20 protein-coding genes are annotated in these 18446 nt (G+C 60.1%); 9 read left to right on the forward strand and 11 right to left on the reverse strand.

From position 1 onward, the window contains the following. Window positions 1–242 precede the first annotated feature (242 nt). The 3 genes from ACQ4OE_RS08500 to ACQ4OE_RS08510 are packed head-to-tail and all read right to left on the reverse strand — an operon-like array spanning window position 243 to window position 2679. On the reverse strand, window positions 243–935 hold the full coding sequence (locus tag ACQ4OE_RS08500) for a pseudouridine synthase (protein ID WP_430946353.1): 693 nt from the start codon (window positions 933–935) through the stop codon (window positions 243–245). A gap of 33 nt (window positions 936–968) precedes the next feature. Next, window positions 969–1199 carry a cysteine-rich CWC family protein gene (locus ACQ4OE_RS08505; protein WP_122591660.1) on the reverse strand — a complete coding sequence of 77 codons (231 nt, stop codon included), beginning with the start codon at window positions 1197–1199 and terminating at the stop codon, window positions 969–971. Continuing rightward, window positions 1192–2679 carry a sensor domain-containing diguanylate cyclase gene (locus tag ACQ4OE_RS08510; protein WP_430946354.1) on the reverse strand — a complete coding sequence of 496 codons (1488 nt, stop codon included), beginning with the start codon at window positions 2677–2679 and terminating at the stop codon, window positions 1192–1194. The genes ACQ4OE_RS08505 and ACQ4OE_RS08510 overlap by 8 nt, the downstream gene beginning before the upstream one ends. A 248-nt stretch (window positions 2680–2927) precedes the next feature. On the opposite strand from ACQ4OE_RS08510, the gene ACQ4OE_RS08515 reads away from it, so the two are divergent. Beyond that, window positions 2928–3179 carry a hypothetical protein gene (locus ACQ4OE_RS08515; protein WP_430946355.1) on the forward strand — a complete coding sequence of 84 codons (252 nt, stop codon included), beginning with the start codon at window positions 2928–2930 and terminating at the stop codon, window positions 3177–3179. 179 nt (window positions 3180–3358) lie between these two features. Beyond that, window positions 3359–3766 carry a hypothetical protein gene (locus ACQ4OE_RS08520; protein WP_430946356.1) on the forward strand — a complete coding sequence of 136 codons (408 nt, stop codon included), beginning with the start codon at window positions 3359–3361 and terminating at the stop codon, window positions 3764–3766. 53 nt (window positions 3767–3819) lie between these two features. Here ACQ4OE_RS08520 and ACQ4OE_RS08525 read toward each other — a convergent pair whose 3' ends face one another. After that, window positions 3820–4944: an enoyl-CoA hydratase/isomerase family protein gene (locus ACQ4OE_RS08525; RefSeq protein ID WP_430946357.1), complete on the reverse strand. Its 1125-nt coding sequence runs from the start codon at window positions 4942–4944 to the stop codon at window positions 3820–3822. A 132-nt stretch (window positions 4945–5076) separates the two neighbouring features. On the opposite strand from ACQ4OE_RS08525, the gene ung reads away from it, so the two are divergent. Next, the gene (ung, locus tag ACQ4OE_RS08530; RefSeq protein ID WP_430946358.1) at window positions 5077–5769 is read left to right on the forward strand and encodes a uracil-DNA glycosylase; all 693 of its coding nucleotides are present in this window, start codon (window positions 5077–5079) and stop codon (window positions 5767–5769) included. A gap of 50 nt (window positions 5770–5819) precedes the next feature. On the opposite strand, the gene ACQ4OE_RS08535 is transcribed toward ung, so the two are convergent. Genes ACQ4OE_RS08535 through ACQ4OE_RS08550 form a run of 4 tightly spaced genes read right to left on the reverse strand, consistent with a single transcriptional unit; the run spans window position 5820 to window position 9855 of the window. Further along, on the reverse strand, window positions 5820–6854 hold the full coding sequence (locus ACQ4OE_RS08535; RefSeq protein WP_430946359.1) for an AbrB family transcriptional regulator: 1035 nt from the start codon (window positions 6852–6854) through the stop codon (window positions 5820–5822). Then, window positions 6847–8361 carry a tripartite tricarboxylate transporter permease gene (locus ACQ4OE_RS08540; RefSeq protein ID WP_122591671.1) on the reverse strand — a complete coding sequence of 505 codons (1515 nt, stop codon included), beginning with the start codon at window positions 8359–8361 and terminating at the stop codon, window positions 6847–6849. The genes ACQ4OE_RS08535 and ACQ4OE_RS08540 overlap by 8 nt, the downstream gene beginning before the upstream one ends. Window position 8362: 1 nt before the next feature. Beyond that, window positions 8363–8821, reverse strand: a complete 459-nt coding sequence (locus ACQ4OE_RS08545) for a tripartite tricarboxylate transporter TctB family protein (protein WP_430946360.1) — start codon at window positions 8819–8821, stop codon at window positions 8363–8365. 56 nt (window positions 8822–8877) lie between these two features. Further along, the gene (locus tag ACQ4OE_RS08550; RefSeq protein WP_430946361.1) at window positions 8878–9855 is read right to left on the reverse strand and encodes a Bug family tripartite tricarboxylate transporter substrate binding protein; all 978 of its coding nucleotides are present in this window, start codon (window positions 9853–9855) and stop codon (window positions 8878–8880) included. 449 nt (window positions 9856–10304) lie between these two features. Between ACQ4OE_RS08550 and ACQ4OE_RS08555 the strand changes: the two genes are divergently transcribed. Both ACQ4OE_RS08555 and ACQ4OE_RS08560 read left to right on the forward strand, forming a co-directional pair. Beyond that, window positions 10305–10976: a response regulator gene (locus ACQ4OE_RS08555; protein WP_007898613.1), complete on the forward strand. Its 672-nt coding sequence runs from the start codon at window positions 10305–10307 to the stop codon at window positions 10974–10976. After that, window positions 10969–12354 carry a sensor histidine kinase gene (locus tag ACQ4OE_RS08560; protein ID WP_122591676.1) on the forward strand — a complete coding sequence of 462 codons (1386 nt, stop codon included), beginning with the start codon at window positions 10969–10971 and terminating at the stop codon, window positions 12352–12354. The genes ACQ4OE_RS08555 and ACQ4OE_RS08560 overlap by 8 nt, the downstream gene beginning before the upstream one ends. A 108-nt stretch (window positions 12355–12462) precedes the next feature. Here ACQ4OE_RS08560 and ACQ4OE_RS08565 read toward each other — a convergent pair whose 3' ends face one another. Continuing rightward, window positions 12463–13284 carry an HDOD domain-containing protein gene (locus tag ACQ4OE_RS08565; protein ID WP_430946362.1) on the reverse strand — a complete coding sequence of 274 codons (822 nt, stop codon included), beginning with the start codon at window positions 13282–13284 and terminating at the stop codon, window positions 12463–12465. Between the two features lie 34 nt (window positions 13285–13318). Further along, complete coding sequence (locus tag ACQ4OE_RS08570) at window positions 13319–14260, reverse strand: YgfZ/GcvT domain-containing protein (RefSeq protein ID WP_430946363.1); 942 nt, start codon at window positions 14258–14260, stop codon at window positions 13319–13321. Window positions 14261–14410: 150 nt separating this feature from the next. Between ACQ4OE_RS08570 and ACQ4OE_RS08575 the strand changes: the two genes are divergently transcribed. Both ACQ4OE_RS08575 and ACQ4OE_RS08580 read left to right on the forward strand, forming a co-directional pair. Further along, window positions 14411–14665, forward strand: a complete 255-nt coding sequence (locus ACQ4OE_RS08575) for a succinate dehydrogenase assembly factor 2 (protein WP_034153143.1) — start codon at window positions 14411–14413, stop codon at window positions 14663–14665. After that, window positions 14649–15101, forward strand: coding sequence for a protein YgfX (locus ACQ4OE_RS08580; RefSeq protein WP_430946364.1), 453 nt, complete (start codon window positions 14649–14651; stop codon window positions 15099–15101). Before ACQ4OE_RS08575 ends, ACQ4OE_RS08580 begins: the two co-directional genes overlap by 17 nt. Here ACQ4OE_RS08580 and nadB read toward each other — a convergent pair. Next, a complete protein-coding gene (gene nadB / locus ACQ4OE_RS08585) occupies window positions 15070–16686 on the reverse strand; it encodes an L-aspartate oxidase (RefSeq protein ID WP_430946365.1) in 1617 nt (538 codons plus the stop codon). The two genes, ACQ4OE_RS08580 and nadB, sit on opposite strands and share 32 nt — an antisense overlap. A gap of 558 nt (window positions 16687–17244) precedes the next feature. On the opposite strand from nadB, the gene rpoE reads away from it, so the two are divergent. Both rpoE and ACQ4OE_RS08595 read left to right on the forward strand, forming a co-directional pair. Then, complete coding sequence (gene rpoE / locus ACQ4OE_RS08590) at window positions 17245–17826, forward strand: RNA polymerase sigma factor RpoE (protein ID WP_003172477.1); 582 nt, start codon at window positions 17245–17247, stop codon at window positions 17824–17826. A gap of 30 nt (window positions 17827–17856) precedes the next feature. After that, window positions 17857–18444, forward strand: coding sequence for a sigma-E factor negative regulatory protein (locus tag ACQ4OE_RS08595; RefSeq protein WP_122591684.1), 588 nt, complete (start codon window positions 17857–17859; stop codon window positions 18442–18444). Window positions 18445–18446 lie beyond the last annotated feature (2 nt).

Below are 18446 nucleotides of genomic sequence, written 5' to 3' on the forward strand. Positions count from 1 at the left end.
CGCCTGGAATTTGCTTGGCCCATGTCGATCCGTTACGGCAGGTCGACGGGTATTGTTATTGGCGGGCAGTCTGTCGGCTGAGGCGCAGCCCTGAGGGCTGACGACCGACAAAAAGTTTCTTAGAAGTATGTTGTGACTCGTCGGTCACAATTTGGCCGACGTCCTGATTCAAGCAGGGGAGTCGGGATCGCGCAAGTGCCGTTGGTAAATTGTTCGACAACTTCTGCTGAGCGGTCGCGGGCTTAGAACAAATGAATCTCTTCGGTGCGCAAAGCGCGGTACTCGCCCGGTTTTAGCGCGTCATCAAGGTGTAAAAGACCCATGGATTCGCGGTGCAGGCGCAGGACTTTGTTGTTGAAGAAACCAAACATGCGCTTCACCTGATGGTAACGACCCTCGACGATGCTCAACCGCGCGGCACGTGGCCCGAGTAGCTCCAGCTGCGCCGGTTGCGTGGTCAGGTCCTCGAACGCGAAGTAAATCCCCTCGGCAAAGGTGATCGCATATTCCGCGCCAATCTCCTGCTCGGTCTCGACGTAGTAGACCTTCGGCAGTTTGGTCTGCGGCTGAGTCAGGCGGCGCGACCACGCGCCGTCGTTGGTGATCAGCATCAGCCCGGTGGTGTTGAAGTCCAAGCGTCCGGCGATGTGCAGGTCGTCCTTGTCCGGTTCATCGATCAGGTCGAGCACGGTCGGATGCTGCGGATCGCGAGTGGCGCTGACACAGCCCGGCGGCTTGTACAGCATGAAGTAGCGTGCCGGTTTGCCGCTTTGCAGCACTTCGTCGTCGACTTCGACGCGACTGAACTCCAGCACTTCACTGTGCGGATCGCTGACGACTTTTCCGTCAATCCGCACGCGCTTTTCCACCAGCAACAGGCGAACCTGCTGACGGTTGTAGCGGGGCAAGTTGCTGAGGAAACGGTCGACACGCATGTTCAGAGTTCGATGAGTAAAGGGCGGCGCATCTTACGGGATCGGGCGCTTGGCCGCTTGCAGTTGCGCCTCGACCTGCGCGCAACGCGGGCACAGGCAGGATTGATTGCGCTGCGCTGGCGGCAGCGCCTCAAGCACGGCCGGGTCGATGCTCACGCCATAGCACCAGCACTCGCGGTCGGCGGTGCGCGGGTCGGCGAGGCTGCAGTCGTTGCGCGCGCCACAGGCCGGGCAATGGTCGGGTTTAACGTCGGAATCAGGCATAAGTCGAGTGAGGCATTTCCACGCAGGTGCGATTGCGGCCGGTTTGTTTGGCTCGGTACATCGCATGATCTGCCCGCGACAGCAGGCTGTGCAAGGTGTCATCGCGTTGCAGGGTGGTCGCGCCGATGCTCACCGTCAGATGGAGGCTGTGACCGTTGTAGGCGTATTCCTGCTGCTCGACATGTTGGCGGATCTTCTCGGCGATGTTCTGAGCGGTGTCACCGTCAGTGTCTTTCAACAACACGATGAATTCTTCACCGCCCCAACGGCAGACGATGTCGGCGTGGCGCAGGCAACTTTGCAGATCGCGGGCAAAACCAATCAGCACCTGATCGCCGGCCATGTGCCCGTAGGTGTCGTTTAACGCCTTGAAGTGGTCGAGATCAATCAACAACGCGGTCAGCGGTTTGGTCTCGCGTTGCGCTTCGTGCAGGGCTTGGGCGGCGAGCAGGTCGAAGCCGCGACGGTTGGGCAGTTCAGTGAGGCTGTCGAGGGTCGCCTGGGCCTGGATTTTGGTTTGATAGCGCCTGATCACGCGGTTGAGCAATGCCAGCACAATCAACGTCACCAGCAAACAGATCAACAGGTTCAGATAAAGCGACTGACGGATTTCGCTCAGCGCGCCGTCTTCACGTTTATCAACAAACAAGTACCAGTTCAGCTCTGGAATAAACCGCACGTTGAGAAAATGCCCCTGGCCGTGAGCGGAATATTCGTAGCTGCCGCTGTGCGGTTTGGGCAACTGAGTGACCAAGCTCTTCATGCTTTCGATTTCGCCGAGGCTCTGGCCGATATGGGCGCCTTGCGGTCCCCCCTCGGCGCCGGTCAGCACCAGTCGGCCAAAGGTGTCAACGAAGTACACGCTGCGTTGATAGCGCTGTTGATATTTGTCGATCAGCTTGATCACTGCATCCACGGTCAGACCGACGCCGGCCGCGCCGATGAAACGGTCGTGGTAGTCGTAGACCTTGTAGTTGATGAAGAAGGTCAGGTTGTCCTTGTTGGCCAGATCCGGGTCGACGTTGATCTCGTAGGGATCCTTCATATCGCGCACGCGGAAGTACCAGGCGTCGCGCGGTTCTTCCACTTTGATCTGCTTGAGCACGCCTTTGGCGTGGTAGTAGGTGAGGGTGCTATTGGAAACGAAAAAAGCCGTGTAGGCGCCGTAATGGGTCATGACTTCGTTGAGGTAACGGGTCATCTGCTCGGGGTTTTGTTCGCCGTTGACCACCCAATCGCGCATGAAGGTGTCGCGGGACATCATCGATGAAATGAGGATCGGTCTGACGAGGTCTTTCTGGATTTCCGAGTAGACCGTGTCGGATGTCAGCGGCAGTTCGGTGTTGACGATGTTGTCGCGGATCGATGCGCGGGAGGCGTAGTAACTCAGCAGGGACGTGGCGAGGAACCCTGCGCCGAGCAGGGCGATCAGCGTCAATACCAGCGAGCGTTGGGAGTACAGCGCAGATCGATGCGGCATGGCAGTTCCGTTGGCAGTGGCCCGATGGCATGCATTCTAATGGCACCGCGGGGAAATAACTGCTCCATGTGCGGCGCGAATGGTCGTTCCTGTCTCTCTTGAAGGATGGGCATGAACCTGTGGGGGCGATGGGGCGGCCACCGCTGATCTGAAGCCCAGCGGAACCGGGCACTTGATTGATTCGCCCCAGTCAAACGTGTGTCGGCTGCTCTGTTCCGTTGCGGCCGTGGGTCTTTCAGGAGGCCGCCATGCGTGTTCAAAAGATGTTGCTCGGTGCAGTTCTGGTTTTCGGTATGTCCGGTTGTTATTACTACGCCGGCCCTTACGATGCTTATCCTGCCACCTACTACTATCCCGGCTACTACTCGCCCAATTACTACGGTGGTTATTACGGCCCGCGCTACTACGGCGGCGCCCGTTATTACTACGGTGGCTACGGTTATCGCGGCGGTTACGGACGGGGTTATCACGGCGGCGGATATCATGGTGGGCACCATTAATCAGCGGCTGAATGACGGCGTTTGCGGATGAACAAGGTTTCACTGAGCACTTGTTTCAACTTGTTGCAGGAACGCACCAGATGCCGAAAATGCTGTCTGATTTTTCGACAGTCATCGATTAATTGACTGTCGCCTGCCAGCGTCGCTGGTGAGGCCAACCCGCGGTCCAGGAGGCCGCCATGTATAGACGAATTCTTCTGCTTGCTGCGTTGATGTTTTCCGTTGCCGGTTGCGCCCCGTACTCGTATGCGGACTCGTATTACAGCTCCGAGGTCTACACATCACCTGCACCGGCTTACTACAACACTGGCGGCACCTACTACCGAGGCGGCAGCACCTATTACGCGCAGCCGCGTTACTACCAACCGCAACCGCGCTACTACCAGCAACCGCGCTATTACCAATCGGCGCCGCGTTACTATCAACCGGCCCCACGCCATTACGAAAGCCGCCGCTGGCACGGTAATGATCGAGGCAACTGGGACGGCCATCGTCGCGGCGGTTGGGATAACGATCATCGCGGTCGTGGCAATTACGATCGCCACAGCGGACGGCGCGACCATGGTGGACGTGGCAACCGCTGGTAACAAACCGCAAATGATAAGCGGCGCATTGAGCGCCGCTTTTTTGTGCCTGCGATTTAGCTGGCAGGTTGATACTGCGTCAAATCCGCCAACGGATGCCGCCCCTCCCAGACTTTATGAAAGTGCGCCTCAACCACCGCATCCGGCACATTGTTGATATCCGGCCAATGCCAGTGCGGCTTCTGATCCTTGTCGATCAGCCGTGCGCGCACCCCTTCGCTGAATTCCGGGTGTCGGCAGCAATTGAGGCTCAGGGTGTATTCCATCTGGAAGACTTCGGCCAGCGACAGGTGCCGGGCGCGGATGATCTGTTCCCAGACCAGATGCGCGGTCAACGGTGAGCCTTCGCTCATGGTTTTCGCCGCGCGGGCGATCAGCGGGTCGCTGCTGTCGCGTTGCAGGCTGATGGCTTTCCAGGCGCAAGTGACGTCGCTGACGTCGAGCAGCTCGTCGATCTGCTGACGACGCGGCAGCCACTGTGCTTCGGGCATTTGTGCCACGGCCTCCTGCTGCAACGCCTTCAACAAACTGTTGAGCTGCACGTCGGTCTGTTCCTGCCAGTTGAGCTGCAACAGGCCTTCGATCAGGTCTGGCTGTTGTTCATCGAGCAGGAAGCGATCCGCCAGATCCAGATCAATGGCATCACGGCCATTCATGTGCGCGCCGGTCAGGCCCAAAAACAAACCGAGCTTGCCCGGCAGCCGCGCGAGAAACCAACTGGCGCCGACGTCGGGATACAGACCAATGGTGATCTCCGGCATGGCCAAACGGCTGCTGGGCGTGACGATCCGCGTGCTCGCGCCTTGCAGCAGGCCCATGCCGCCGCCGAGCACGTAACCATGGCCCCAGCAGATCAGCGGTTTTGGATAGGTGTGCAGGCTGTAATCCAGTCGGTATTCCGCGCTGAAAAACTGCGCGGCCAGCGGTGGGACTTCGCCGGGATGAGCGCGGCAGGCCTCGACCAGGCTGCGCACCTCGCCGCCGGCGCAGAAGGCTTTGGCGCCGTTGCCGCGCAGCAGTATGCAGACGATTTGTGGATCCTTGGCCCAAGCGTTTAATTGGTCACTCAGGGCGTTGATCATCGGCAGGGACAGCGCGTTCAGCGACTTTTCAGCGTCCAGGCTGGCGATACCGATGCGGGCGCCGTCGGTGCCGGTGAGTTCTTCGAAGTGCAGATTCATCGTGACCTCGATCGGGAATTTGAACGATCAGTATGATCGCTGTGTGGGAAAGTGCCGGATCTGCGTCAGATCAATTGACAAGCGTGGTCGGCTTTCCTAGGGTTCGTCCCATTGTTTTTGCCGGGTATGACCATGACTGCTGACGACCGTATCAAACTCGAACCGAGCTGGAAGGCGGCACTGCGTGCTGAATTCGACCAGCCTTACATGGCAGAGTTGCGCCAGTTTCTGCAGCAGGAGCGGGCGGCCGGCAAGGAAATCTATCCGCCCGGGCCGATGATTTTCAACGCGTTGAATTCGACGCCGCTGGATAAAGTGAAAGTGGTGATCCTCGGTCAGGACCCGTATCACGGCCCGGGTCAGGCCCACGGTTTGTGCTTTTCGGTGCAGCCGGGCGTGCCCGCTCCTCCGTCGTTGGTCAATATCTACAAAGAGTTGAAACGCGATCTGAACATCGACATTCCTGATCACGGCTATTTGCAGAGCTGGGCCGATCAGGGCGTGTTGATGATCAACACCACCATGACCGTCGAGCGCGCCAACGCCAATGCGCACAAGGACAAGGGCTGGCAGTTTTTCACCGATCGGATCATCGAGGTGGTCAGCGAGCGCCAGCCACACCTGGTGTTCATGCTTTGGGGCGCGCATGCGCAAAGCAAGCAGAAGTTGATTGATGCGACCAAGCATCTGGTGCTGACGTCGGTGCATCCGTCGCCGCTGTCGGCTTATCGTGGGTTTTTGGGTTGCGGGCACTTTGGCCGGACTAACAAGTTTCTTGAGCAGAATGGTGAGACGCCGATTGAATGGCGATTGCCGCCGATTTGATCGGTTAATCTCGTTCCCACGCAGAGCGTGGGAACGATCAGCTTGCAGTCTTATTCAGGATTCCGATTCCAGTACTTAAACAACGGCTCCGCCAGAAACAGCACAAACAACAGCCGCATCACCTGCATCGCCGTCACCAGCGGCACCGACAGTTGCAGGGTCTCCGCCGTCAGGCTCATTTCGGCGATCCCGCCGGGCATCATGCCCAGCGTCAACGAGCGCAGATCCAGATGGGTCAACGCACTCAAGCCCAACGCCGCGAGGCTTGCAATCAACATGGTCAACGCCGTGCCGATCAACGTCCGCCCCATGAACGAAGGCGCGCGACGGAAGAACTGCCGGTTGAAGTGACAGCCCAAACCGCTGCCAATCAACCACTGGCCAATCTGACTGCCGCCATTGGGTAAACCGATGTGCAAATCCCAACCAATACTCACCGCCGCACTCACCAACAACGGCCCGAACAGCCACGGATTGGGTTGACGCAAACGCTGCCAGAGCCATGCGAGCAAACCGCCTGCCGGAAACAGAACTGCCAGCCAGCGCCAATCGACGCTGCCGGCGTGAGAAATCGGGCTGCCATCCCCGAGCAGATATTTAAACGCCGCCGGCACACACAGCACCACCACCAGCACGCGCAAACTCTGCCCCGCCGCAACGTGGCTGAGCATCGCGCCATTGCGCGCACCGAGGTTGACCATCTCGCCGGAACCGCCGGGCATGCTGGAGAAAAACGCCGTGGCGCGATCCTCGCCGGTACGGCGCATCAGCCACACGCCGACCACCGCCGACACACTGGTGACCAGCGCACCGAAGAAGATCAAACCGAAATGACTGAGCACCTGCTCCATCACCACCGGCGTGAAATGCAGGCCGATGCCGATGCCGACGATCCACTGGCCGCACTTGCGGCCGCCCGGGATTTCGGTGAGTTGCCACGGGGTCAGGCAGCGCACGAGGATGATCGCCAGCAACGAGCCGACCATCCATGGCAGCGGCCAGCCGATCTGGCTGGCGAGGTAACCGCCAAGCAGACCGACCAGCGGGGTTCCCCACCAGGATTTCAGTGAGGCGCGATCAAACATCGGCAATGGCGCGACGCGCGACCGAACGTTTGCGCCATATGCGGATCAGCGGGAAGGCCAGCATCAGCGCGGTCAGCACCCAGACACCGAAGGTGATCGGGCTTGACCAGAGGATGTCCAGCGCACCGTTGGAAATCGACAGCGCACGACGCAGGTTCTGCTCCATCAGCCCGCCGAGGATGAAGCCCAGCAGCACCGGCGACAACGGGAAGTCGAGCTTGCGCAGGATGTAACCGAAGATGCCGATACCGACCATCAGGAACAGGTCGAACGTGGTGGCGTGGACCGCGTAAACGCCGATCCCGGTGATGATCGCGATCACCGGCACCAGCGCCCAGTTCGGCACGGCGAGGATGCGGGTGAAGATGCGGATCATCGGAATGTTGAGGATCACCAACATGATGTTGGCAATGAACAACGACGCGATCAGGCCCCAGACGATGTCCGGTTGTTGCTGGAACAGCAGCGGGCCCGGGGTGATGTTGTACAGCGACAGCGCGCCAATCATCACCGCCGTGGTACCCGAACCTGGAACGCCCAGCGTCAGCATTGGCACCAGTGCGCCACAGGCCGAAGCACCGATGGCCGTTTCCGGAGCGGCGAGGCCACGGGCATCACCCTGACCGAATTTGCCGCTGGCACCGGCGATGCGTTTTTCGGTCATGTAAGCCACGGCGCTGGCCAGCGTCGCACCGGCACCCGGCAGCACGCCCATGATGAAACCAAGCAGGCCGCAACGAATGTTCACCACGAACACCGACGAGGCTTCCTTGAAGTTGAACATCATCCGCCCAGTGGCTTTCACCGCTTCCTGGCCGCGATGGGTTTTCTCCAGCAGTAACAGAATCTCACTGATCGAAAACAGGCCCAGCACCAGTACGACGAATTGGATGCCGTCGGTGAGGTGAATGTTGTCGCCGGTGAAGCGGTAAACACCGCTGTTGGCATCGATGCCGACGCTCGACAGGAACAAACCGATCAACGCCGCGATGAAGGTTTTCAACGGTCGATCACCGGCCATGCCGCCGAGACAGACAATCGCAAACACCATCAACACGAAGTATTCCGCCGGGCCGAAAGCAATGGCCCATTTCGCCAGCAGCGGGGCGAACAGCACCATGCCGCAGGTGGCGATAAACGCACCGATAAATGAACTCCACGCCGAGAGCGACAGCGCTACACCGGCGAGGCCTTTGCGAGCCATCGGGTAACCGTCGAGGGTGGTCATCACGGTGGAAGCTTCGCCCGGAATGTTCAACAGGATCGAACTGATCCGACCGCCGTATTCGCAGCCCAGATACACCGCTGCGAGCAGGATCAGCGCGGATTCCGGTGGCAGGCCGAGGGCGAATGCGATCGGAATTAGCAAGGCCACGCCATTGATCGGGCCGAGGCCCGGGAGCAGGCCGACGACGGTGCCGATCAGCGTGCCGGTCAGGGCCGTGACCAGGTTGTACGGGCTCAGCGCGACGCCGAACCCTTGACCCAAATAACCGAGGGTATCCATATCAGTTCTCCAGCACGTCGAGCAGGCCAAGGGGCAGCGGGACTTCCATCACGCGGTCGAACAGCAGGTACAGACCGATAGCCATCAGCGAGGTGACGACAATGCTCGGCACCCAGCGACCGCCGTACAGGCGCGCCATCGGAATGCCGATGAGGATGCTGCTGAGGATGAAACCCAGCGGTTCGAACAGGCCGGCAAACACCAACAGCAGCGCGACGCAGATGGCGATTTTGGTCAGGGTTTCGCGGTCCAGTGGCGGCTCGTCTTCACTGTGTTTGATCGGCGCCGGGCGGAACACCATGTACAGCAGCGCCACGCCCATCAGGCCGAGCATCAGCAGTGGGAAGGCGCGCGGGCCGACCGGTTCGTAGGAAAAAGCCGCTTGGTACGGCCACGCCATCAGTGCCAGGCCGACACAGACCAGCAACAGCACCGAAGCGAAAATGCGTTGAATAAGCATGGGAGCTCCTGTGCCGCGTCCCCGCAATCGGGAACGCAGCCGCTAGACAGAGACGATCACTGGATCAGGCCGAACTCTTTGGCCAGCACTTTGTAGTCCGCGACCTGCTTCTTCACGTAGGTGTCGAGTTCCGGGCCGGTCATGGCGAACGGAAACAGTTCACGCTGATCGCGCAGCTTGGCGAACTCGTCGGAGGCCAGCAGTTTGTCGAACGACTCTTTCCACCAGGCGTAGTCCTCGTCGCTGACTTTTGGCCCCAGGTAGAAGCCGCGAACCACCGGCCAGACGATGTCGTAGCCTTGCTCGCGCGCGGTCGGGATGTCTTTCATTTCCGGCTCGTCGAGACGCTTGTCAGCGAACACCGCGAGCAGGCGCATGTCACCGCTCTGGATGTGCGGCATGGAGTCGGAGATGTCGGTACTGCCGACCTGGATGTGACCGCCGAGCAGAGCGGTGGCGATTTCGCCGCCGCCTTCGAGGGCGACGTAACGCAGGTCACGCGGATTGATCCCGGCAGCCTTGGCGATCAGTGCGGTTTGCATCCAGTCCTGGCTGCCGACGGTGCCGCCGGAACCGATCACCACGGAGCTCGGATCTTTCTTCAATGCCTGAACGAGATCGTCGAGGGTCTTGTAGGGCGAATCGTTTTTCACTGCGATGGCGCCGTAGCTGGTGCCAACCGCCGCCAGCCAACGCACGTTGGTCTCGTCGAAACGGCCGAATTTGCCTTGCGCCAGGTTCAATAGCGAACCGCTCGACCACGCGACCAGCGTGCCGGCATCGGCAGGGCGCTGTGCGACCACGGCGTTGTACGCCACTGCGCCGACACCGCCAGGCATGTACGTCACGCGCATCGGTTTGCTCAGCAATTTCTGATTGACCAGTGCGCTTTGCACCAGTTTGCAGGTCAGGTCGAACCCACCGCCGGGGGAGGCCGGGGCGATGCATTCCGGACGTTTCGGTTCGGCCATCAGTTGGCCGGCAAACAGCATCGCGCCAGCGGCGAGAGCAACTTTACGCAGTGATAAGTTCATCTGAGTCTCCTTGGGAGTTGTTGTTATAGACGTACAGAATTACCAAAGGGCAACGCTTCGCTCAGCTGCGGGCGCAGTTTGACGTGGTGCGGGCGCGTTCGATGGAGCATCGGAAAGGAAGTCGGCGTAGCCCGGCGGTGAAAAACCGGCGAGGGCGGGATGGGCGCTGGGAGTCTGGGCGGGTTTGAAACCCTTGGATTGCATGGGCGGCATGCGGGTGTACTCCGTTTATTGTTCTTATTGGTCGAAAACGCTTCGTGGCGTTTTTCGTGTCGCTGTGTGGCAGCAGCGACGGCAGTCGGGACTGTCCGTGGGCCGACTCTAACCGGCTAACCTTTCGCTAACCTTTCAGCTGACTTTCACGGTTTTCGGGCTTCACAGCGGCGGTTGCGGCTGTAAACTCCGCGGCAAAGCGTGGCGTCGGCCATCCCTGAACGAGGTAAAAATCCATGCGTGTTCTGCTCGTCGAAGACCATCTGCAATTGGCCGAAAGCGTCGCTCAGGCGCTCAAGAGCACCGGTCTGACCGTGGATGTGTTGCACGATGGCGTGGCCGCCGATCTGGCATTGAGCAGCGAGGAATACGCGGTGGCGATCCTCGACGTCGGCCTGCCGCGCATGGACGGTTTCGAGGTGTTGGCGCGTTTGCGCGCGCGGGGCAAGAATCTGCCGGTGCTGATGCTGACCGCGCGCAGTGATGTGAAGGATCGCGTTCATGGCCTCAATCTCGGTGCCGACGATTATCTCGCCAAGCCGTTCGAACTGACTGAGCTGGAAGCGCGGGTCAAAGCTCTGTTGCGTCGCAGCGTGCTCGGCGGTGAACGCCAACAGCGCTGCGGCGTGCTGGCTTACGACCTCGACACCCGACGCTTCACCCTCGGCGAAGAATTGCTCACCCTGACGTCTCGCGAACAAGCGGTGCTGGAAGCGCTGATCGCCCGGCCCGGTCGGGTCATGAGCAAGGAGCAACTGGCCGCGCAGGTCTTCGGCCTCGATGAAGAAGCCAGCCCCGATGCCATCGAAATCTACGTGCACCGTTTGCGCAAGAAACTCGACGGTCAACCGGTGGCGATCGTGACCTTCCGTGGCCTCGGCTATTTGCTGGAAAGCCGCGATGCATAAGCCCAGCAGCCTGCGCTGGCGGTTGTTGTGGAACCTCGCGTCGTTGTTGGTGGTGCTGATGCTCGCCAGTGGTTTGAGCGCTTACTGGAACGGTCGCGAGGCCGCCGACACGGCGTACGATCGCACCTTGCTGGCCTCGGCGCGGACCATTGCGGCGGGCCTGTCGCAACGTGATGGCAGCCTCAGCGCCGACGTGCCTTACGTGGCTCTGGATACTTTCGCCTACGACAGCGCCGGGCGGATCTACTACCAAGTCAACGACATCCATCAGAAGTTGATTTCCGGCTACGAAAACCTCCCCGGACCGCCACCCGGCACGCCGCGCACCGACAGTTATCCGGCGTTGGCGCGTTTCTACAACGCCACCTACAAAGGGCAAAACGTACGCGTCGTCAGTCTGCTCAAAGCCGTGAGCGAACCGAACATGAACGGCATGGCGGAAATCCGCGTCGCCGAAACCGACGAGGCGCGCGTGAGCATGGCCCGCAGCCTCGCGGCGGACACGCTGCTGCGTTTGGGCATGTTGGCGATTGGCGCATTGTTGCTGGTGTGGTTTGCGGTCAGTGCCGCACTGCGCCCATTGGAACGCTTGCGCACGGCGGTGGAAGAACGTCAGCCCGACGACTTGCGCCCGCTGCCCTTGGTTGAAGTGCAGCATGAACTGGGGCCGCTGGTGCGCGGGCTCAACCATTTCACCGAGCGCTTGCGCGGCCAGTTCGAACGCCAAGCGCAGTTCATTGCCGATGCGGCGCATGAGTTGCGGACGCCGTTGGCGGCGCTCAAGGCTCGACTTGAGCTAGGCCTGCGCTCCCAGGATCCGGAGATCTGGCGCTCGACGCTGGAGTCCTCGGCGCAGAGCACCGATCGCCTGACCCACCTGGCCAATCAGTTGCTGTCGCTGGCGCGGGTCGAGAACGGCGCCCGGGCGATTGCCGAGGGCGGCGCGCAGTTACTGGATCTGAGCCAGTTGGCCCGAGAACTCGGCATGGCCATGGCGCCACTGGCGCACAAACGCGGCGTTGCGCTCGCGCTGGAAGCAGATGAGCCGGTGTGGCTGCGCGGCGAGCCGACGTTGCTCAACGAACTGTTGAGCAATTTGGTTGATAACGCTTTGGCGCACACGCCACCGGGCGGCAATGTGATTTTGCGCGTGACGGCGCCGGCGGTGCTTGAGGTTGAAGATGACGGGCCGGGGATTCCGCTGGAGGAGCGCGACCGGGTGTTCGAGCGGTTCTACCGACGCAATCAGCAGGTGGCGGGGTCTGGGTTGGGTTTGGCGATTGTCGGTGAAATCTGCCGGGCGCATCTGGCGCAGATCACCTTGCATGATGGCGAGCACGCGGGGTTGAAGGTGCGGGTGAGTTTTATTGCTGGATGATGTGCAGTGTTTGTTCTGGCGCCATCGCCAGCAGGGCTGGCTCCCACTTTGGAATACATTTTCCTGTGGGAGCGAGCTTGCTCGCGAACGGCGCGCCTCGGTCTCGGATCAGTAAAACATCGTCCGCGACTCTTGCAGATCCGCGCACAGCTCTTTGTTCTCCTGATCGATCCCCAGCTTTCTGAACGCCGGCACGCTCAGCGGATCAATCCGCGCAAACGGGTGATCGGTGCCCTTGTGGCAATACAGGCTGGCCACTTGCACCAGATCGACGTAGTCAATCGTCGTCGAATCGCGCTTGAAGTCCTGGTAACGCCCCGGCAACTCCACCAGTCGCTCGGGAAATTCCCAGACCCGCAGCAGCTTGTCACCCAGCAAGGGGTGAATATGGTCGATCACATGGTTGAGGCTGACCGGATCGGAGAGCAGTTCGTAGTGATCTTCGGCGTAGGTCAGAATCGGCAGCACGCCGATCTGATGCACCAGTCCACCCAGCGCCGCCTGATCAGGTTTCAGTTGCGTGTACCGGCGGCACAGCGCGTAGCTGACTCCCGCAATTTCCAGGCTTCTGCGCCAGACTTCGCGCATCTTCTGCTCAACCACCTCAGAGCGGGCGTGGAAAATCTGTTCCATCACCAGACCAATCGCCAGGTTGCTGCTGTAGTTGATGCCCAGTCGGGTGATGGCGGTATGCAGGTCGGTGACTTCCTGGGCGGCGCGCAGTAGCGGGCTGTTGACCACTTTGATCAGGCGCGCCGACAGCGCCGTGTCGCGGCCGATGACTTTACTCAGGTCGCTGACGCTGATTTCCGGGTCTTCAGCGGCCTTGCGAATTTGCAAGGCCACTTCCGGCAACGTGGGCAGAACCAGGTCATCGTTATCGATGGCCTCAACCAAATCCTGTTGGACTTTTTCCGCCAGTTCGCTCATTTGGACTCTCTAGGGTGTTGCAACAAGGCTGCGATCAACGCTGGATTTCGCGGTCGCGATCCAGTTCGTAGGGCAAATCGAGCAGTTGCAACGCAGGCCCTTCAAGGGTGCCCAGGTGCAGATCGCCCGCTTCGGCAGCTTCGGCCTGCAGCACCGCCAGGAGTTCAATGTTTTGCTCCGCGTTAGCGGCGAGTACGACTTCACCAATCGAACTGTTGTGGCTTGGCGCGAACAGTTGCGTGCCCGGCTCGGGCAGCTCGGTCGCGTCGAGGCTCAAGCGATACAGGCGACGCTTGAGTTTGCCGAGGTATTGCATGCGCGCGACGATTTCCTGGCCGGTGTAACAACCTTTCTTGAAGCTCACGCCGCCGACGGCTTGCAGATTGAGCATCTGCGGGATGAACAGCTCGCGGGTGCTCGGCATGACCTGACCGATGCCGGCACGGATCTGGCCCAGCAGCCATTGGTTCAGCTCGGCTTCTGGCAGCTCTGCCGCCAGTTTGGCTTTGATTGCATCAGTCTGATCGGCGGGGACCCAAAGTTCGGCGCGATCCGGCGAGACACGAATGGCGATCAGTTTTTCGTTGCGCACAACGCTGTCGGTGTCTGCCGGCAGGTCGAGACCGAGGCTGGTCAGGGCGGCGTCGGCGTGCGCCAGACCAAAGCGCGCCCAAGCGGCACTGTCGTCGGTCAGTTTGGATTTGGAGAACACCGCGTACTTTTTCAGATCCGCCAGTTGCGGTTCCAGCAGTTCGCTGGCCATCGCCAGAACCACGCCGTCACCTTCGAGCAGAATGCGGAAACTCGACTGCATCCGGCCTTTTTGCGTGCAGCGGGCGCCGAGGCTGGCGCGACTGTCGCTGAGGTAATTGAGGTTGCAGGTCAACTGGCCTTGCAGGAATTTTCCGGCATCCGCGCCGCGAACCGCGAGAACGCCTTCATGAGACAGGGTGCAGAAAAAAGCAGAATCGGCCATGGGTCATCGCAGGGTAAATAGACTGGGGCACATCATAAGGGCGCGTTGTTGAAATGGGTAGTTGATAAAGGATCGAAGGTGCCCGACCAAAGCCGACTGTGCGACCCGCGCCGGGCCTGTATACTTGCCGCCAAATTTGAGGAGGGCCCCATGGTCGAACAAGTTGAACTGAATCGCCTCTTTTGGCACAGCCGTCGCGGCATGCTTGAGCTTGACGTGTTGCTGGTGCCTTTCGTGAAAGAGGTCTACGCAGACCTGAATCAGGTAGATCGCGATTTGTACGTGCGCCTGCTGGAGTGCGAGGATCAGGACATGTTCGGCTGGTTCATGGAGCGCAGCGAGTCTGAAGATCCTGAGCTGCAACGCATGGTCCGCATGATCCTGGACCGTGTCCAGCCCAAGTAATACGTTCGAATGCCGCTGGCATGCCTCACGGCAGTTGCTGGCGGCGTATCTGTTGGCCCAGGCGTTCGCACTGGGTGCTTTGTTTCTTCTGTCGATTCCACTCTGGGCCAGTCTGCTCGGGGCTCTTGCCTGTCTGCTGCATGGCTTTTGGGTGTTGCCTCGGCAGATTCTGTTGAGTCATCCGCAGGCATTTTGTGGGCTGCGCCGCGATCCTGATGGCTGGCAGTTGTGGAATCAGGCCAACGGCTGGCAGGCCGTGCAGCTACGCCCGGACAGCCTGGCGCTGCCGTTGATCGTGGTGTTGCGTTTTCGGTTGCGCGGGGACTGGCGAGTCAGGTCGATCTGCGTGCCTCGAGATTCGCAGGTCGCCGATGTGCATCGACGCCTGCGAGTGCGGCTCAAGTTCAGCCGGCGTAGGTGGGCGGCACCAGAATAGTGTCGAGCGCCTCGGGCAGCAGGTCTGGATAGTCGAGGGTGAAATGCAGGCCGCGACTTTCTTTACGCTCCATGGCAGAGGCGATCATCAGTTCGGCGACCTGAGCGAGGTTGCGCAGCTCGATCAAATCCCGGCTGACTTTATAGTTGCTGTAGAACTCGTCGATCTCGTCCAGCAGCAAGCGCACGCGGTGTTGCGCCCGTTGCAAGCGCTTGTTGGTGCGCACGATGCCGACGTAGTCCCACATGAAGCGGCGCAGCTCATCCCAGTTGTGCGCGATGATCACGTCTTCGTCGGAGTCGGTGACCTGGCTGGCATCCCAGGCGGGCAGGGTGTTGGGCGCGGTGACAGCGTCGAGTTGGGCGAGAATGTCCGCTGCCGCTGAACGGGCATAGACGAAACATTCCAACAGCGAATTGCTGGCCATGCGATTGGCGCCGTGCAGGCCGGTGAAGCTGGTCTCGCCAATGGCATACAAACCGGGCACGTCGGTCCGACCGTGCTGATCGACCATCACGCCGCCGCAGGTGTAGTGCGCCGCCGGGACGACCGGAATGGGTTGTTTGGTGATATCGATGCCGAAACCGAGGCAGCGCTCGTAGACTGTCGGGAAGTGCGTCTTGATGAAGTCTTCGGGCATGTGGCTGATGTCGAGGTAAACGCAGTCGACGCCCAGACGCTTCATCTCATGGTCGATGGCGCGGGCGACGATGTCGCGCGGTGCCAGTTCGGCGCGTTTATCGAAGCGATACATGAAGCGCTCGCCATTGGGCAGCTTCAAATGTGCGCCTTCGCCGCGCAGGGCTTCGGTAATAAGGAAGCTTTTCGCTTGCGGGTGATACAGGCAGGTGGGGTGGAACTGGTTGAATTCCAGGTTCGCCACGCGGCAGCCGGAACGCCAGGCCATGGCGATGCCGTCGCCGCAGGCACCGTCGGGGTTACTGGTATAGAGGTAGACCTTGGCGGCGCCCCCGGAGGCCAGAATCACAAAGCGTGCGCCGTAGGTGTCGACTTCGCCGGTTTTGCGATTGAGCACGTATGCGCCCAGGCAGCGGTCGCCGTCGAGTCCCAAGCGTCGTTCGGTAATCAGATCAACGGCGACCCGCTGTTCCAGCAAATCGATGTTCGAACGCTCTTTGGCTTGAGCCAGCAGGGTTTTGAAGATGGCCGCGCCGGTGGCATCGGCAGCGTGAATGATGCGCCGGTGACTGTGCCCGCCTTCGCGGGTCAAGTGGAATTCGAACCCGCCGTCTTCCGTGCCGGACTGTTCGTCGCGAGTGAACGGCACGCCTTGGTCGATCAGCCACTGGATGGCTTCGCGGCTGTGCTCGACGGTGAAGCGCACGGCGTCTTCATGGCACAGGCCACCGCCGGCATTCAGGGTGTCATCGACGTGGGATTCGACAGTGTCGGTATCATCCAGCACGGCAGCGACGCCGCCCTGAGCCCAGAAAGTCGAACCGTTGGCGAGATCGCCTTTGCTCAATACGGCAATGCGCAAATGACCCGGCAGGGTCAGCGCGAGACTCAAACCGGCAGCGCCGCTGCCTATGACCAGAACATCATGTTGGAATTGTTGGCTCATTACAGGATTCCGCTCAAAGCGACCCGGGTAGGGGGGTGGCGCACGACAGCTGGATCGGCGAGTCAAGACAGCCACACAGCCCACTAGTATATAGAGGGGTTGGGCGGCACAATAGCCGACCACATATGGCATTGTGAAACTACTGTGACGGGAAAAATCGGGTGATTCGTCGGAAGGTTTTTCTGCCTGTTCCGGGAAAAGACCACTGTATCGCCGCTGAAACAGACTTTTCGCCACGGTGTCGCCCAATGTCGGTGGGGTGAGGCTATAAATATTTGGAACTTTTGCTAAAGGCCCAAGATCAATAGGTCGTGCCAGAAACAAGGGACAGTGTCGGCTTCAGTGCGGAATCTGTGGTTGGGTTCCTGCCGGCGAAACCGATAACAAGATTATTCGCGCAGCCGGTTTATCCCGCGCTGCGTTTTTCGTGCGTGCCAAATCAGAGCCCGCAGGAAACTTGCTTGGAGGGGGAGAACTTTTGCGAAAAGCCCGAGTCTATGTTTGCAAGTCTGGTCGTTTAGTTATGCAAGTCTCCTCCGGGCTTATCGAGGAGTGTTCATGCTAACCCAGGAAGAGGATCAGCAGCTGGTCGAACGCGTTCAACGCGGCGACAAGCGAGCTTTCGATCTGTTGGTGCTGAAGTATCAGCACAAGATTCTCGGGTTGATCGTGCGTTTTGTGCACGACACCCATGAAGCCCAGGACGTGGCTCAGGAAGCCTTTATCAAGGCGTATCGAGCACTTGGAAACTTTCGCGGCGACAGTGCGTTTTATACGTGGCTGTACCGTATTGCCATCAACACGGCAAAGAACTACCTGGTTTCTCGCGGCCGTCGGCCGCCGGATAGCGATGTAAGTTCAGAAGATGCGGAGTTCTACGACGGCGATCACGGCCTCAAGGATCTCGAATCTCCAGAACGTGCACTGCTGCGGGATGAGATCGAAGGCACCGTCCATCGAACCATCCAGCAACTGCCAGAGGATTTGCGTACGGCGTTAACTTTACGTGAATTCGATGGTCTGAGTTACGAGGACATTGCGAGCGTCATGCAGTGTCCGGTGGGTACCGTGCGCTCCCGGATTTTCCGCGCTCGGGAGGCCATCGATAAAGCCCTGCAGCCGTTGTTGCAGGAAAACTGAGACAGCGGCGACAGCCAAGAGAGGAACGCCATGAGTCGTGAAGCCCTGCAGGAATCGCTGTCCGCAGTGATGGATAACGAAGCGGACGAACTGGAATTGCGTCGAGTGCTCAGCGCACTGGATGATGTTGATACCCGTGAGACCTGGGCTCGTTACCAGATCGCTCGGGCAGCTATGCACAAGGATTTGCTGCTGCCACGTCTGGACATCGCTGCGGCAGTATCTGCTGCACTGGAAGACGAAACGGCGCCAGCCAAAGTGTCGCGCAGTCCATGGCGTAACCTTGGCCGTCTGGCGGTTGCCGCATCGGTGACCGTTGCCGTTCTGGCCGGTGTTCGCCTGTATAACCAGGACGAGATCGCTGGTGTTGAACTGGCTCAGCAGACCAATCAGCCAACCCTGGCGACCCCACAGGTCAAAGGTCCGGCTGTGTTGGCAGGCTACAGTGAGAGTTCGGAAGCCACCGGCCCGATGGCCAACGGCGTACTGCAAGGTCAGCCAGGCTGGCACGATCAGCGTCTGCCAGGCTATCTGCGCCAGCATGCGCAACAGGCTGCACTCAAAGGTACTGAAAGCGCACTGCCATACGCGCGCGCAGCAAGCCTGGAAAACCGCTAAGG

The organism is Pseudomonas sp. WC2, from assembly GCF_050586545.1.
Classification (GTDB): domain Bacteria; phylum Pseudomonadota; class Gammaproteobacteria; order Pseudomonadales; family Pseudomonadaceae; genus Aquipseudomonas.